11 protein-coding genes are annotated in these 14,287 nt (G+C 54.5%); 8 read left to right on the forward strand and 3 right to left on the reverse strand.

Annotated features, from left to right (window positions below):
- The first annotated feature begins 8 nt into the window (after nt 1-8).
- From deoD to AC2A1E_RS13660, 5 genes are all read left to right on the forward strand, one after another.
- Nucleotides 9-740, forward strand: a complete 732-nt coding sequence (gene deoD, locus AC2A1E_RS13640; protein WP_337262480.1) for a purine-nucleoside phosphorylase — start codon at nt 9-11, stop codon at nt 738-740.
- Nucleotides 741-877: 137 nt separating this feature from the next.
- A complete protein-coding gene (gene yjjJ, locus AC2A1E_RS13645) occupies nt 878-2,221 on the forward strand; it encodes a type II toxin-antitoxin system HipA family toxin YjjJ (RefSeq protein ID WP_484384207.1) in 1,344 nt (447 codons plus the stop codon).
- 425 nt (nt 2,222-2,646) lie between these two features.
- Nucleotides 2,647-3,783, forward strand: coding sequence for a tail fiber domain-containing protein (locus AC2A1E_RS13650; RefSeq protein ID WP_484384208.1), 1,137 nt, complete (start codon nt 2,647-2,649; stop codon nt 3,781-3,783).
- Nucleotides 3,784-3,854: 71 nt separating this feature from the next.
- Nucleotides 3,855-6,329: an S-type pyocin domain-containing protein gene (locus tag AC2A1E_RS13655; protein WP_484384209.1), complete on the forward strand. Its 2,475-nt coding sequence runs from the start codon at nt 3,855-3,857 to the stop codon at nt 6,327-6,329.
- Nucleotides 6,330-6,344: 15 nt separating this feature from the next.
- Complete coding sequence (locus AC2A1E_RS13660) at nt 6,345-6,620, forward strand: hypothetical protein (RefSeq protein ID WP_484384210.1); 276 nt, start codon at nt 6,345-6,347, stop codon at nt 6,618-6,620.
- Nucleotides 6,621-6,863: 243 nt separating this feature from the next.
- Here the strand turns inward: AC2A1E_RS13660 and AC2A1E_RS13665 are convergent, their stop codons facing one another.
- Nucleotides 6,864-7,532, reverse strand: coding sequence for a YtjB family periplasmic protein (locus AC2A1E_RS13665; protein WP_484384211.1), 669 nt, complete (start codon nt 7,530-7,532; stop codon nt 6,864-6,866).
- Nucleotides 7,533-7,634: 102 nt separating this feature from the next.
- Between AC2A1E_RS13665 and serB the strand changes: the two genes are divergently transcribed.
- The 3 genes from serB to nadR all read left to right on the forward strand — a co-directional run bounded on the left by serB (nt 7,635) and on the right by nadR (nt 11,373).
- Nucleotides 7,635-8,612: a phosphoserine phosphatase gene (gene serB, locus AC2A1E_RS13670; RefSeq protein ID WP_459402713.1), complete on the forward strand. Its 978-nt coding sequence runs from the start codon at nt 7,635-7,637 to the stop codon at nt 8,610-8,612.
- A 2-nt stretch (nt 8,613-8,614) separates the two neighbouring features.
- Complete coding sequence (gene radA / locus AC2A1E_RS13675) at nt 8,615-10,000, forward strand: DNA repair protein RadA (protein ID WP_473188673.1); 1,386 nt, start codon at nt 8,615-8,617, stop codon at nt 9,998-10,000.
- Nucleotides 10,001-10,107: 107 nt separating this feature from the next.
- Nucleotides 10,108-11,373 (forward strand): multifunctional transcriptional regulator/nicotinamide-nucleotide adenylyltransferase/ribosylnicotinamide kinase NadR, encoded by a 1,266-nt coding sequence (nadR, locus tag AC2A1E_RS13680; RefSeq protein WP_484384212.1) that lies wholly within the window; start codon nt 10,108-10,110, stop codon nt 11,371-11,373.
- Between the two features lie 32 nt (nt 11,374-11,405).
- Here the strand turns inward: nadR and AC2A1E_RS13685 are convergent, their stop codons facing one another.
- Together AC2A1E_RS13685 and ettA are read right to left on the reverse strand one after the other, a co-directional pair.
- A complete protein-coding gene (locus tag AC2A1E_RS13685) occupies nt 11,406-12,407 on the reverse strand; it encodes a zinc-binding alcohol dehydrogenase family protein (RefSeq protein ID WP_484384213.1) in 1,002 nt (333 codons plus the stop codon).
- A gap of 197 nt (nt 12,408-12,604) precedes the next feature.
- Entirely contained in the window at nt 12,605-14,272 is a 1,668-nt protein-coding gene (gene ettA, locus AC2A1E_RS13690; RefSeq protein ID WP_459401214.1) for an energy-dependent translational throttle protein EttA, read from the reverse strand.
- Between the last annotated feature and the right edge of the window lie 15 nt (nt 14,273-14,287).

Genomic DNA, 14,287 nt, shown 5'->3' on the forward strand with positions numbered 1-14,287 from the left:
AAGAGATTATGGCTACGCCACATATTAATGCTGAGATGGGTGATTTCGCTGACGTGGTGCTGATGCCGGGCGATCCGCTGCGGGCAAAATACATCGCTGAAACCTTCCTGGAAGGGGCGGTGGAAGTGAACAACGTGCGCGGCATGCTGGGCTTCACCGGCACCTACAAAGGCCGCAAAATCTCGGTGATGGGCCACGGCATGGGCATTCCGTCCTGTTCCATCTATGCGCGTGAGCTGATCGCCGAATTCGGCGTGAAGAAAATCATTCGTGTCGGCTCCTGCGGTGCGGTGCGTGATGATATAAAACTGCGTGACGTGGTGATTGGTATGGGTGCCTGTACCGATTCCAAAGTGAACCGCATGCGTTTTAAAGATCACGACTATGCCGCGATTGCCGATTTCGACATGGTACGTAACGCAGTAGACGCTGCGGCGGCGCAGGGCATCCCGGCGCGCGTGGGCAATATCTTCTCTGCCGAGCTGTTCTATACGCCAGATCCAGATATGTTCCAGGTGATGAAGAAGTACGGCATTCTGGGCGTAGAAATGGAAGCGGCGGGCATCTACGGCGTGGCCGCAGAACTGTACGAAGAGTTCGGCTGTAAAGCGCTGACCATCTGTACCGTTTCCGACCATATTCTGCGTCACGAAGCCACCACCGCCGCAGAACGCCAGACCACCTTTAACGAAATGATCGTTATCGCGCTGGAATCTGTGCTGTTGGGCGATAAAGCGTAAATACCTCGTGGGCGCAGGACGCTGCGCCCTTTACCAATCTATTCATATTTCCCTAAACCTATTCTGCTAATCCTTTACCTTTCCGATAATTAGCGCTATTACTTTATTCACCTATCTATTCACTACTCTATTCAACGATGAGCACTGTCGAACAACTCTTACGTCACGGCCCGGCCACGGCCCAGGAGCTTACCGGCGCGCTGGGCATAAGCCAGCCAACGCTATCGCGCCGTATCCGCGCTTTGGCGGGGGCGGTGCTGACCATCGGTAAAGGCCGGGCGACGCGCTATGCGCTAAGGCGGGCGGTTGGCGGTGAGTCGCACTTCCCGCTGTACCGTATCGATGAATTGGGTAAGGCGCATGGGTTTGCCACGCTCTATCCCGTGTATCCAGCGGACAGTTGCGCAGTGCGCAATGAGCAAAGCGGTGAATGGCAACTGTATGAGGGCTTGCCTTGGTATCTGAGCGATCTGCGTCCGATAGGTTTTCTTGGCCGTGCCTGGGGCAAAGCCGCTGCCCGGCAACTCCGGCTGCCGGAAGATGTCCTGCGATGGAATGAAGATCAGCGTTTGCAGGCGCTTTGCCACTATGGTGAGGATATGAGTGGCGATCTGCTGCCGGGGGCGGGCAGTTATCAACGCTGGCTGACGCGCGATCCTGAGAACCCGGTTCCGTTGGCGGACAAAGCCGCTCATTACGCTGCTCTTTCTGCACAGGCGTTGGCGGGAGAACTGATCGGATCTTCCGCCGGTGGTGAGCAACCCAAGTTTATCGTTTATGCCGAACTGGCAGGCGCACGTTGTGGTCATGTACTGGTGAAATTCAGCGCCGCGCCGGAGAATATCATTGCCCAACGCTGGAGTGATTTACTGATCGCCGAGTCATTAGCGTTGCAGGTGGTGGCGGAGGCCGGGTTGCCTGCTGCACCCGCCAACGTGCTGTTTGGTGAGAACCGGCAGTGCTTTTTGGAGCTTGAGCGTTTTGATCGCGTTGGCGAGTATGGCCGCGTCGCCATGGTTTCGCTGGAAGCTCTGGATGCCGAATTCAGCGGCAGCGGTGGCGCTAACTGGGTCACGGCGGCTGAACGGCTATTACAGCAAGGGATCATCGACCCTCATACTTACCAGAAAATCGCCCTGTATTGGGCGTTTGGTCGGTTGATCGCTAACAGCGATATGCATCAGGGGAATCTGTCGTTTCTGCGCCCGCAGCAGCGGCCCGTGGAGCTGGCACCGCTGTATGACATGTTGCCAATGGCGTTTGCACCCGCCAATAGCGGCAATATGCGGCAGGATGCGTTGGAGATCGGCTTGAGTAATGAAGTCAGCGGCGCAGTTTGGCGGCAAGCAGAGCTGATGGCGTTGGAGTTCTGGCAACGCACGGCGCAACACCCGCAGATCGGCAAGCCATTTCGCACCATCGCCGCACAAATGCAAATGCAGCTCCAGGCGCTGAATGAACGCATTCAGCGTTTGGCTTAGAGCCTATCCTTTCACTTGCCATTTTGGCCCTGGGTAGTGCTTGGACAAAGGTTTTAGCTTTTGAACGCCCGTAAGGACGAAAGCAGTGAGTCATTCTCACATGCTTGTAGCAACCTGCAATAGAAAACGACCTAACCTGCAATCCTCCATCTTTGACAACCCACATTGTTTGCAAATTTTGCGGCCCGAAGTTGTTTTTATTACCGCGGTATTTCTGATAGCCCTGCAAATTTCTTTCCATTTTTGTATCACCTACCACACAACAAACCTCAATCGATACTTCTCTCATACATGAATAAAATACTGTTCATGCATACAGTTATTGCTGTGTGTTTTACTGGTTTGACAGCAGGAGAAGTGTGAACTCTGGGACTACGAATGCTGTTAACCGTCAGAAAATAGGCTGTAAAAAAAGGAAAATAATCATGGCTGAAGAAAAGAAAAATGCTCAGGTGCTGAACGGTATGAATGACGATATTACGGAGCTGAAATCGTTGTCCACGCTGCGTAAGCGCGTCATCAGTGACGGTGAAGTTGTGTCTAAATCACCAAACGGCTTTCGTCTGGCGAACGGCAATACCGGCGTGATCCTGCGTAATGATGGACAAGCCTTTTATGCCCTGACTACCCCGAGCGGCCAGGCACAGGACGGGCAGTGGAACACCCTGCGCCCTTTCTCCTTTAACCTTTCTAACGGCAGGGTATCTCTGCGCAATGGCGTTGAGATTTCAGGTGGTGCGTTGGTGTCGCATAACGATGGTATTTACGCGGTAACCACCGGCCCTGCTGCTCTTATCAGTGGTCAGACATACGGCGGCCCCTCAATTCACACGGATTTCAACTGTGGCAACATCACCACGCAGATGGTGATGGGATCACGGGTTATTGCTGGACAGGATGATTATGGGTTGCTTGCCTACCACGACTGGCAGGGAAACTGGAATGAAATAAAGGTGAGGAAGGGCGCTGGACTGGACGCGGGCCACTACGTCAAACGTAATCCCGATGGATGGTTTATCGCTCAGGGCACCTACAACGCCAACAGCACTCAGCGCAATACCTGTGGGATGAAGATCCAGGGTATGGAGGGGCGCTCTGCTTACCTTTTCCACGTTGAACAGATCGGGAAAACGCATTTGTTGGGCATGGAAGTCAGCGGCGGTAACGGTGCTCTTGGTTGGTATGAGTTTCGCAATGACGGGCAGGCTTACGCTAACGGGGGCTGGCACAGCAGTTCCGATGCCCGTATGAAGACGGAAATCGTGAAGATCGATGGTGCGCTAGAAAAACTGGCAAAAATCAACGGGTATACCTACCTGAAGCAGGGGGTACCAGAAGCTGGTGTTATCGCTCAGGAAATAGAAAACGTATTGCCTCAGTCCGTGACCACAACGGAACTGAAACTGAATGACGGCAGCATGCTGACAGACGCCCGGGGGATCAATATCAATGGCGTTGTCGCTCTTCTGATTGAAGCGTTAAAAGAAGAAGGCGAAGCGAGACGTCAATTGGAGTCTCGATTGGCAACGCTGGAAGAATTAATCATCAGCAACCAGGGCTGATAATTCAGAGGGTTTCTTGTAATGAACCAGTATTTTCACTGCCCAACTAACAGAAAAGCAAGGAGATAATTATGGGTGGATTCGATTACGGTGGATACGGTGACGGTACTAATTGGAGTTCCGAAAGAGGCGATGGCCCAACACCAGGCGGTGGAATGGAGGGTAATGCAGGTGACAATCAAGGTAATGACTCTGGCTCGGCCGCTCCGACGGTAGTCTCCAGTGGGATCCCTGCTGCCCTTTTACTCAGAGGTGGTTTTTTCTCATTTGAGATTGGTTTAGCGAATCTGAGTAAGCTGGCCTCATCACCTTTGGCTATGATGATTGGTACCAAATTCCTCAGGGCATACGGTCCACTTGCTGCGATCTTTCCCACACCCATTGCGCCTGACGATATGAGTGTCACCCAGATGCCGCAACTGCATGCCACTCAGGTGATGCCAGCCAAAGAAATCGTCAACGTCGATATAAATACTTTGTCTTCTCTACGTGAAGCGCCGGTCAAGGCGCGTGTGAGCGATGTGATTGATAGTGGTAGACAGGTGCTGGCAGTTGTGAGTGATAAGGGTATCCAGGCTAAGACACCGGTGGTGGAAGCTAAGCCAACGGGTCAACCTCAACAGTTTGATGTCTCTGTGCCAGGGCTGAGTGCACCGTTGCGGCTGGATGTTATCTCACCTTCCGCTGCCCAGCCTAAACCCAATGCAGAGCCAGACAGCAAGACGTTTGAAAAAGTTGCCGACCAATCTGCCAAATCACTCTACGACGGGATGCTGGGAGGCAATACTCATGATGCGATTGTCACCTTCCCCAAAAACTTGGGCATGGAGCCGGTTTACATTGCGGTGACACGTCTTCTGAGCGAAGTAGAACTGCGTCAGCGGGAAGAGAGCCAGGCTCAGGCAGTACTTCAGCAACGCCAGGTTGTCAGGGAACAGGCCGAACAAACCCTCAACAGGATGGCTGTGGCGGGAGTGGACGAAATCACCTTCTATGAACAAAGCAAGGTGACCGTAGAAGCCCGCATTGCCGAGAAACTGCAACAAATAGCTGCCATGCATGCCAGGGTTGTGCGTCTGGACGCACAGGCTCGTTCTGCACGGGCATTCGCGGGCCTTATGCAGAGTTGGCAAAAGCGTGAGCGCTCGGATGCCACAGCTCGCGCCGTTGCTTTTGAGAAGCAGGTCTCTGAGGGACGTGTACAGATTGACGGACTGTGGCGAGAAATCGGTGCGCTGAATGTGCAACACACCAATGTAACGGCAACATTGGCGCAAAAGATTGAAGCCAAGGCAAAAGCGGAAGAAGAAGCTCGAGCGAAACTGGCGGCACTGATGGCGTTGATGGCCAGGGCAGGTGTGAATCCTACGCCGGCCTATACGCCTGAAATGGTTAAGTTAGCTCAGGCTTCCCTGACTGCTCCAGGGGCGCTGGTACTGAATCGCGCTCCGGGGATGCTACAGTTATCAACTTTCGCTGAAGGCGTACTGACGGCAGGTAGTGAACTGTCGGGCTCCATAGCGGGTGCCGTGTCGAGGGGAGCCGTAGCACTGGCTGATATGGCAACGGTCAGCAGCGTCGGGGCTCTGGTAGTAGGATTTTGGCCTGACAAGTCCATTGATAAAACGCTCGGCAGGGATAGGGCTACGATGTTTGGCGTACATGCCAGCCTTATGGCCGCCGGTAAAGTCAGTATTCAGCCTGAAATGACCTCGGTCAATCTACCCGTCCGTGGTTTTATCACGGTGGAGAATGGCCGGCAGTACGTCAGCCTGGTTAAAACGGGCGTAAACGGTGTCTCTGCGAACGTGCCGGTGTTGAGGGCGGTACGTGATGTGAAAACCGGGCTGGATAAAATCACCTTGCCGACATTGGCAGGGGAGCCGATAACTACCATCCTGATTAACCCGGTTCCGGTTGGGCCAGCAGCGCCACCTCATACCGGCAACAGTTCACCGGTACCTGTCATGCCCGTACATACCGGTACAACGATAAGGCAGGTGGACAGTATCGTCACCACACCTGTCCCGGTTGATGATCTCAAAGAAATTCGGGATTTCATCTATTGGCAGCCAGACGCCACGGGAAGTGGTGTCGAGCCAATTTATGTGTTGCTGAGTGATATTTATGGGGAAACCAACGCCAAGGGGGAATATAGCGGGCGTGACTACAATACGGACAAAGCAGGTGGTCCGATCCAGAATCTGGACTGGAAAGGCGCTAAGATTGACCGTGCGGGTGTGGATAAGGTTAAATTGCATGCTGGGCGGTTTGGTGAATCACCCGAAAACAAGGTGATGATCGAACGTCTGGAAAAAATCCTGAAAGGTGAACTGCTGGCAACCGATACCGACAAGCGTTTTTATACTCATGAAATGAGGGAACTGGAGCGTTATAGGACAGTGGGTGTTCCTGATGGTGTATCACCTGATGACGATGGTGCTACGTGGAATAACACTCATACAGCGACGTTGGAGGACTACAAATTAAGTAGCGATCGCTCTCTGCTATATACGCCAGAAGCATTAAAAGCTGGTGAGGAATAAATTTAGAGGTGATATATGATTGATTTTAAAGCTATGTTTGAAAATGAACAAATCCGGGATGTGGTTTTATTTTTGTCGGGACGAAAAGAAAACGGTATATCTCATCCTCAGTTAGATGGATATTGCACTATGCATGGTAATAAACGCATATCAAACATCGAACTGATTGCATTAGTGAAAAGTATGCGAGAAAAAGGGGATATATCATCTAATGGGAAAGGTGGCTATAAAAAAGGCTCGAACTGGAAAGAACCAAAATTCGTGACCGATAAAAAATACGGTATCGAATAATTCCCCACCGCTTTCTGATGAGTGCCTTTTGAATAGCGTCCAACAAACGAGGATTTGTTGGACGTTTTTTTATCTATTTTTTTGAGACATTCAGGAACCTGTTTATATTTCTATATATCGAAAAATTAAACCGCCGCGATAATTGGACGTTTCTCTACTTATTTTCAAATAATGTGGGTTGAAAACCGCTGTTGATTGCAGGTCGAGCGGTTTCTATACCAGGTATACAGATAGGCCCTTAGCTCAGTCCTTTTTTGCTTCTTCTGATTCTTCTGCTTTGTCATCGTCGCTTTCTGCCAGCGGTGTATTAGCCGTCAACAGGTACGGCGACTGCTGCCAGCGGCTGCGGCGGCCTTGCAGTAACGTACGGGCTAAAATAATGCCGATGGCCAATGCCAGCAGGATCATCAGGCGCAGCAAGTTGGTGGTGTTATCCACCTGTTTGGATTCGGTGCCCAGAACGTGGGTATCGAGCGTGACGCGGATAAAACCGATGGGGCCATCTTTGCCCTGAATCAACTCGACAAGCTGATGGTTGAAATAGCTGCCCGCGCGCTTGCCGTCGAGCGATAGGCGATCGCGCACGCTGATCTGCTCACCGGAATGGGCCACCAGCGTGCCGTCCAACTGATAGACGCTGGCGTCGAGGATCCGGCTGTGGTCGGTGAGCTGTTGCAGAATGCTGTCAATGCGCTGGTTGTCGATATCACCGTCATCATCCAGTAGCGGAGCCAGGCTAAAAGCCACCTGTTTGGTCAACGTTTGTGCCAGTTGTTCCACCTGTTCCGATCGCGCCATTTGGTGGCTCAGGCTAAAATAGGAGGCACCTTGCATCAACATTACGAGCAAAGTCAGGCAAATCAGGATAATAGCGGTGCGGTGCAGGCGGAATTTCAGTTTAGCTTTAGCCATGCGGCTTCCTTGGTCTTTTGGACGCTTTATGTTGCCAGAAGCAAGGGCGATAGGATAGCTTTACCCGTCGTCTTTCAAGCTGCAGTTTTTCAGGAGTCAATGATGTCGAATAGTCTGACCTATTGCGATCTCCCTGCCGAGATCTCTCAATGGCCGGGTCTTCCCCTTTCGCTGAGCGGTGACGAAGTCATGCCGCTGGATTATCGAGCGGGCCATACCGGTTGGCTATTATATGGCAGAAAACTGGATAAAGAGCGCATTACCCAGTTCCAGCGCAAGCTCGGTGCGGCGATGGTGATCGTCACCGCCTGGAATGTCGAGGATTATCAGGTGGTGCGCCTGGCGGGAACGCTGTCTGCGCGCGCCAAGCTGCTGGCCGCCGAGAACGGGCTGGATGTAGCACCGCTCGGCAAGATCCCACATTTGCGTACGCCGGGCCTGCTGGTGATGGATATGGATTCCACGGCGATCCAGATTGAATGCATTGACGAAATCGCCAAGCTGGCCGGAGTGGGCGAGCAGGTGGCCGAAGTCACCGAGCGCGCGATGCGCGGTGAGCTTGATTTCACCGCCAGCCTGCGGCAGCGCGTGGGTACGCTGAAAGGGGCCGATGCCAATATCCTGAAACAGGTGCGTGATGAACTGCCGCTGATGCCGGGGCTGACCAGCTTAGTGTGCAAATTGCAGGCGCTGGACTGGCATGTGGCTATCGCCTCCGGCGGTTTTACCTATTACGCCGAATACCTGCGCGACAAGCTGAAACTGGTGGCGGTCGCGGCCAACGAACTGGAAATCCGCGACGGCAAATTGACTGGCGAAGTGCTAGGGCCGGTGGTGGACGCACAATACAAAGCCGATGTGCTGGTGAAGCTAGCGGAAAAGCTGGGCATTCCGCCGCAGCAAACCGTGGCGATCGGCGACGGTGCCAACGATCTGAAAATGATGCAGGTGGCAGGGTTGGGCATTGCCTATCACGCCAAGCCTAAAGTGTATGAAAAGGCACAGGTGTCGATTCGCCATGCCGATCTGCTGGGGGTACTCTGTGTGCTCACCGGCAGCTTGAAGCATGAGGTGAGGTAACCGTGGCTAAAGCAGCAAAACGGGCGTTTGTCTGTAATGAATGCGGTGCTGATTATCCGCGCTGGCAGGGGCAGTGCAGCGCTTGCAATGCCTGGAACACCATTACGGAAGTGCGCCTGGCTGCGGTGTCTTCATCTTCTGCCCGTACCGAGCGCTTCAGCGGTTATGCGGGCGATGCGGGTGTCAGCCGGGTGCAGAAGCTGTCGGACATCAGCCTGGAGGAGTTGCCGCGTTTCTCTACCGGTTTCCTCGAGTTTGACCGCGTGCTGGGCGGCGGCGTGGTGCCTGGCAGTGCCATTCTGATCGGCGGCAACCCCGGCGCGGGGAAAAGTACGTTGCTGCTGCAAGTGCTGTGCAAGCTTTCTGAACAGATGAAAACCCTGTACGTCACCGGCGAAGAGTCGCTGCAACAGGTGGCGATGCGCGCTCACCGTTTGGGCTTGCCGACCGGCGGCCTGAATATGCTGTCGGAAACCAGTATCGAACAAATTTGCCTGATCGCCGAGCAGGAACAGCCAAGGCTGATGGTGATCGACTCGATCCAGGTGATGCATATGGCGGATATCCAGTCTTCGCCGGGCAGCGTGGCGCAGGTGCGTGAAACCGCCGCTTACCTGACGCGCTTTGCCAAAACGCGCGGCGTGGCGATCGTGATGGTCGGCCACGTGACTAAAGACGGTTCTCTGGCCGGGCCGAAAGTGCTGGAACACTGTATCGACTGTTCCGTGCTGCTCGACGGCGATGCCGATTCCCGCTTCCGCACTTTGCGCAGCCATAAAAACCGCTTCGGCGCGGTGAATGAGCTGGGCGTATTTGCCATGACCGAACAGGGCCTGCGTGAAGTCAGCAACCCTTCTGCCATCTTCCTCAGCCGTGGTGATGAAGTTACCTCCGGCAGTTCGGTGATGGTGGTGTGGGAAGGCACGCGCCCGCTGCTGGTTGAGATTCAGGCGCTGGTGGATCACTCAATGATGGCCAACCCGCGCCGCGTAGCAGTGGGGTTGGAGCAGAACCGTTTGGCGATCCTGCTGGCGGTGCTGCACCGCCACGGCGGTTTGCAGATGTCGGATCAAGACGTATTCGTCAACGTGGTGGGTGGGGTGAAGGTCAGCGAAACCAGCGCCGATTTGGCGTTGTTGCTGGCGCTGGTGTCTAGCTTCCGCGATCGTCCACTGCCTGACGATCTGGTGGTATTTGGCGAAGTCGGGCTGGCGGGGGAAATCCGCCCGGTGCCAAGTGGCCAGGAGCGTATCTCCGAAGCAGCGAAACATGGCTTCAAGCGCGCTATCGTGCCGCATGCCAACGTGCCGAAAAAGCCACCAGCCAATATGCAGGTGTTTGGCGTGAAGAAGTTGGCGGATGCCTTGACCATTCTGGATGAGCTTTAAGTGAGCCGTAATATTGCCTTGTTTAGTATATTATACCCAATAGCTTTCATGTTGCAGCTAGGCAGCAAAGGCTTGAAAGATGAAAGGTATATAAACTTGGAGGGATTATGCGGCAGTTCGATTACCTGAAAGCGGCGATTAAGCAAAAAGGTTGTACCTTACAACAGGTGGCCGATGCCAGCAGCATGACCAAGGGCTATCTCAGCCAACTGTTGAACGATAAAATCAAAAGCCCCAGTGCGCAGAAGCTGGAAGCCGTACACCGTTTTCTCGGATTGGAGTTCCCGCGCCGCGAGAAAAAAGTCGGCGTGGTGTTTGGTAAATTTTACCCGTTGCACACCGGGCATATCTATCTGATCCAGCGCGCCTGCAGCCAGGTGGACGAGTTGCATGTCATTCTGTGCCATGACGAACCGCGCGATCGTGAACTGTTCGAGAACAGCTCGATGTCACAGCAACCGACGGTCAGCGATCGCTTGCGTTGGCTGCTGCAAACCTTCAAATACCAGAAAAACATCCATATCCACTCCTTCGACGAAAAGGGCATTGAACCTTACCCGCACGGTTGGGGGGTCTGGAGCAACGGTATGAAGAACTTCATGGAGCAGAAGGGCATCGTGCCGAGCTTTATCTATTCCAGCGAAGAGCAGGATGCGCCACGCTACCGCGAACATCTGGATATCGAAACTATTCTGGTGGATCCGGAACGCTCCTTTATGAACATCAGTGGCCGCCAGATCCGCCAGGATCCATTCCGCTACTGGGACTATATCCCGACCGAGGTGAAGCCATTCTTCGTGCGTACCGTGGCGATTTTGGGCGGTGAGTCCAGCGGCAAATCAACGCTGGTGAACAAGCTGGCGAATATCTTCAACACCACCAGCGCCTGGGAATATGGCCGTGATTACGTGTTCTCCCACTTGGGTGGCGACGAGATGGCGCTACAGTATTCCGACTACGACAAGATTGCGCTCGGGCAGGCGCAGTACGTGGATTTTGCGGTGAAATACGCCAATAAAGTGGCGTTTATCGATACCGATTTTGTTACCACTCAGGCGTTCTGCAAGAAATACGAAGGGCGTGAGCACCCGTTTGTGCAGGCGCTGATCGACGAGTACCGTTTCGATCTGGTGATCCTGCTGGAGAACAACACGCCGTGGGTGGCCGATGGTTTGCGTAGCCTGGGCAATCCGGTCGATCGCAAAGCGTTTCAGCACTTGCTGGAAGAGATGCTGCATGCCAACAACATCGAATATGTGCACGTAGAATCCAGCGATTATGAAGAGCGTTTCCTGCACTGCGTTAAGCTGGTCAAGCAGTTGCTGGCGGCGGATGCCAGCCGGTTGGTAGGGTTTTCCCCTCTGTCGCGCTGAAAGAGGGGCGCAGCCTGCTGCGCCCGGAAACTTTAGTAGCTAATCACCAGCTTACCCTGCATATGGCCTTCCAGCAGCTTGGCGTGTGCGGCGGCCAGCGTTTCCACCGTCAGGCCATGCAGCGTTTCGCTCAGCGTGCTCTTCAATTTCCCAGCATCCAGCAGTTGCGCCATTTGCTTGAGGATTTCCCCCTGCTGGGCGATATCCGGCGTGGTGTACATGCTGCGGGTAAACATGAATTCCCAATGCAGCGCGGCGCTTTTCAGCTTAAGCGCGTTCTGATCCAGCGGCTGGCTGTTCTCTACGATGGTGCAGATATGGCCAAGCGGGGCAATCACATCGCTGATGGCGGGCCAGTGGCCGTCGGTATCGTTCAGGCACAGGATATAATCGACGTGCTTAATGCCTTCTTTGGCCAGATTGGCCTTCAGATCGCGGTAATCCACCACCAGTTCGGCACCGCGCTCGCGGCACCAGGCGGCAGATTCTGGGCGTGAAGCGGTGGCAATCACTTTCACTTTGCTGCGCTGTGCGGCCAGCGGGATTGCCAATGAACCCACGCCACCGGCCCCACCGATGATCAGCAGGGTTTTACCTGCGGCGGCATCCTGCACTTTCAGATGTTCAAACAGTGCCTCCCAGGCGGTGAGGGCGGTCAGCGGCATGGCGGCGGCCTCGGCCCAGTTCAGCGTGCGCGGCTTGTGCGCGGTGATGCGTGAGTCGATCAGTTGCTGAGTGCTGTTGCTGCCTGGGCGGGTGATATCCCCGGCGTACCACACTTCATCACCCGGCTTGAAACCTACCACGTTGCTGCCGACTGCCAGCACTACGCCGCTGGCATCCCAGCCGAGAATGCGTGGCTGCTGCAAGCCGTTCTTCTGTAGGCCAGCATGGACCTTGGTATCCACCGGATTGACGGAAACGGCTTTCACTTCCACCAGCAGATCGTACTGGCCCGGCGTGGGTTGCTCTGGGGCGATCTCGATAAAGCGGGTAGGGTTTTGCGGATCGACGGCAATTGCTTTGATTGACATGGCGCTGCTCCTTTGAATATACCCTTCATACTTCAAGTTGCATGTGCGTTGGCTTTCCTCGCTCACCCCAGTCACTTACTTGAGTAAGCTCCTGGGGATTCACTGCGTCGCCGCCTTCCTGCAACTCGAATTATTTTGGGTATAGGTATTTACTCTAAGGGATAAGAAAAAGCCCGCAGAATGCGGGCTGAATCGGATTACTTGGTGACTCTTTTGTACTTGATGCGGCGGGGTTCCAGCGCTTCGGCACCCAGAGTGCGCTTCTTGTACTCTTCGTATTCGGTAAAGTTACCTTCGAAGAATTCAATTTTGCCTTCATCCTGATAATCCAGAATGTGGGTGGCAATACGGTCAAGGAACCAACGGTCGTGCGAGATCACCATGGCGCAGCCCGGGAATTCCAGCAGGGCGTTTTCCAGCGCGCGCAGGGTTTCGATATCCAGGTCGTTGGTCGGTTCATCGAGCAGCAGCACGTTGCCGCCAACCTGTAGCAGCTTGGCCAAGTGCAGACGGCCGCGTTCACCGCCGGACAGTTCACCCACGCGTTTGCCCTGATCGACGCCCTTGAAGTTAAAGCGGCCGACGTAAGCACGGCTTGGCATTTCGGTGTTGCCGACGCGCATGATGTCCTGGCCGCCTGAGACTTCTTCCCACACGGTTTTGGAGTTATCCATGCTGTCGCGGAACTGATCGACCGAGGCCAGTTTGACGGTATCACCAAGCACAATGCTGCCGGAATCAGGCTGTTCCTGATTGGACATCATACGGAACAGCGTGGATTTACCGGCACCGTTCGGGCCGATAATGCCGACAATCGCGCCCTTCGGTACCGAGAAGGAGAGATCGTCGATCAGCAAACGGTCGCCGTAGGATTTGCGCAGGTTGCTGACTTCCACCACTTTATCGCCCAGGCGTGCGCCAGGTGGGATAAACAGTTCGTTGGTTTCGTTACGTTTCTGGTATTCGGTGCTGTTCAGCTCTTCAAAGCGTGCCAGGCGGGCTTTACCCTTGGACTGACGGCCTTTGGCACCTTGACGCACCCACTCCAGCTCTTTCTCGATCGACTTGCGGCGTGCGGCTTCGGAAGACGCTTCCTGCGCTAAGCGAGCGTCTTTCTGCTCCAGCCAGGAAGAGTAGTTGCCTTCCCACGGAATGCCTTCGCCACGGTCCAGCTCAAGGATCCAACCTGCTACGTTATCCAGGAAGTAACGGTCGTGGGTGATCGCCACCACGGTGCCTTCGAAGTCGTGCAGGAAGCGCTCCAGCCAGGCCACGGATTCTGCATCCAGGTGGTTGGTGGGTTCGTCCAGCAACAGCATGTCCGGTTTTTCCAGCAGCAGACGGCACAGCGCAACGCGGCGGCGCTCACCACCGGAAAGGTTGGCGATTTTGGCGTCCCACTCCGGCAGGCGCAGCGCATCGGCGGCGCGCTCAAGCTGGGTGTTGAGGTTATGACCATCGTGAGCCTGAATGATCTCTTCCAGGCGGCCCTGTTCGGCAGCCAGTTTGTCGAAATCGGCACCCTCTTCAGCGTACAGTGCGTACACTTCATCAAGGCGTTTCAGTGCCCCCACCACTTCGGCCAACGCTTCTTCTACCGACTCGCGAACGGTATGTTCCAGGTTGAGCTGCGGTTCCTGTGGCAGATAGCCAATCTTGATACCCGGTTGCGGGCGCGCTTCCCCTTCGATATCGGTATCGATGCCGGCCATAATGCGCAGCAGGGTGGATTTACCGGAGCCGTTCAGGCCCAGTACGCCAATTTTGGCCCCAGGGAAGAAACTCAGGGAGATGTTTTTCAGAATGTGACGCTTCGGCGGAACCACTTTGCCGACGCGATGCATAGTATAGACGTATTGAGCCACGTTGCTGCGAGCCTC

The organism is Serratia sp. HNCC26DJ206 (assembly GCF_057180605.1).

Bases quoted from the DNA above. Each gene is read 5' to 3' on its own strand.
- AC2A1E_RS13665 (WP_484384211.1), bottom strand. From the start codon at position 7,532: ATGGCTAAAGCTAAACTGAAATTCCGCCTGCACCGCACCGCTATTATC.
- deoD (WP_337262480.1), top strand. From the start codon at position 9: ATGGCTACGCCACATATTAATGCTGAGATGGGTGATTTCGCTGACGTG.
- AC2A1E_RS13685 (WP_484384213.1), bottom strand. From the start codon at position 12,407: ATGTCAATCAAAGCAATTGCCGTCGATCCGCAAAACCCTACCCGCTTT.
- yjjJ (WP_484384207.1), top strand. From the start codon at position 878: ATGAGCACTGTCGAACAACTCTTACGTCACGGCCCGGCCACGGCCCAG.
- AC2A1E_RS13650 (WP_484384208.1), top strand. From the start codon at position 2,647: ATGGCTGAAGAAAAGAAAAATGCTCAGGTGCTGAACGGTATGAATGAC.
- AC2A1E_RS13660 (WP_484384210.1), top strand. From the start codon at position 6,345: ATGATTGATTTTAAAGCTATGTTTGAAAATGAACAAATCCGGGATGTG.
- nadR (WP_484384212.1), top strand. From the start codon at position 10,108: ATGCGGCAGTTCGATTACCTGAAAGCGGCGATTAAGCAAAAAGGTTGT.
- serB (WP_459402713.1), top strand. From the start codon at position 7,635: ATGTCGAATAGTCTGACCTATTGCGATCTCCCTGCCGAGATCTCTCAA.
- AC2A1E_RS13655 (WP_484384209.1), top strand. From the start codon at position 3,855: ATGGGTGGATTCGATTACGGTGGATACGGTGACGGTACTAATTGGAGT.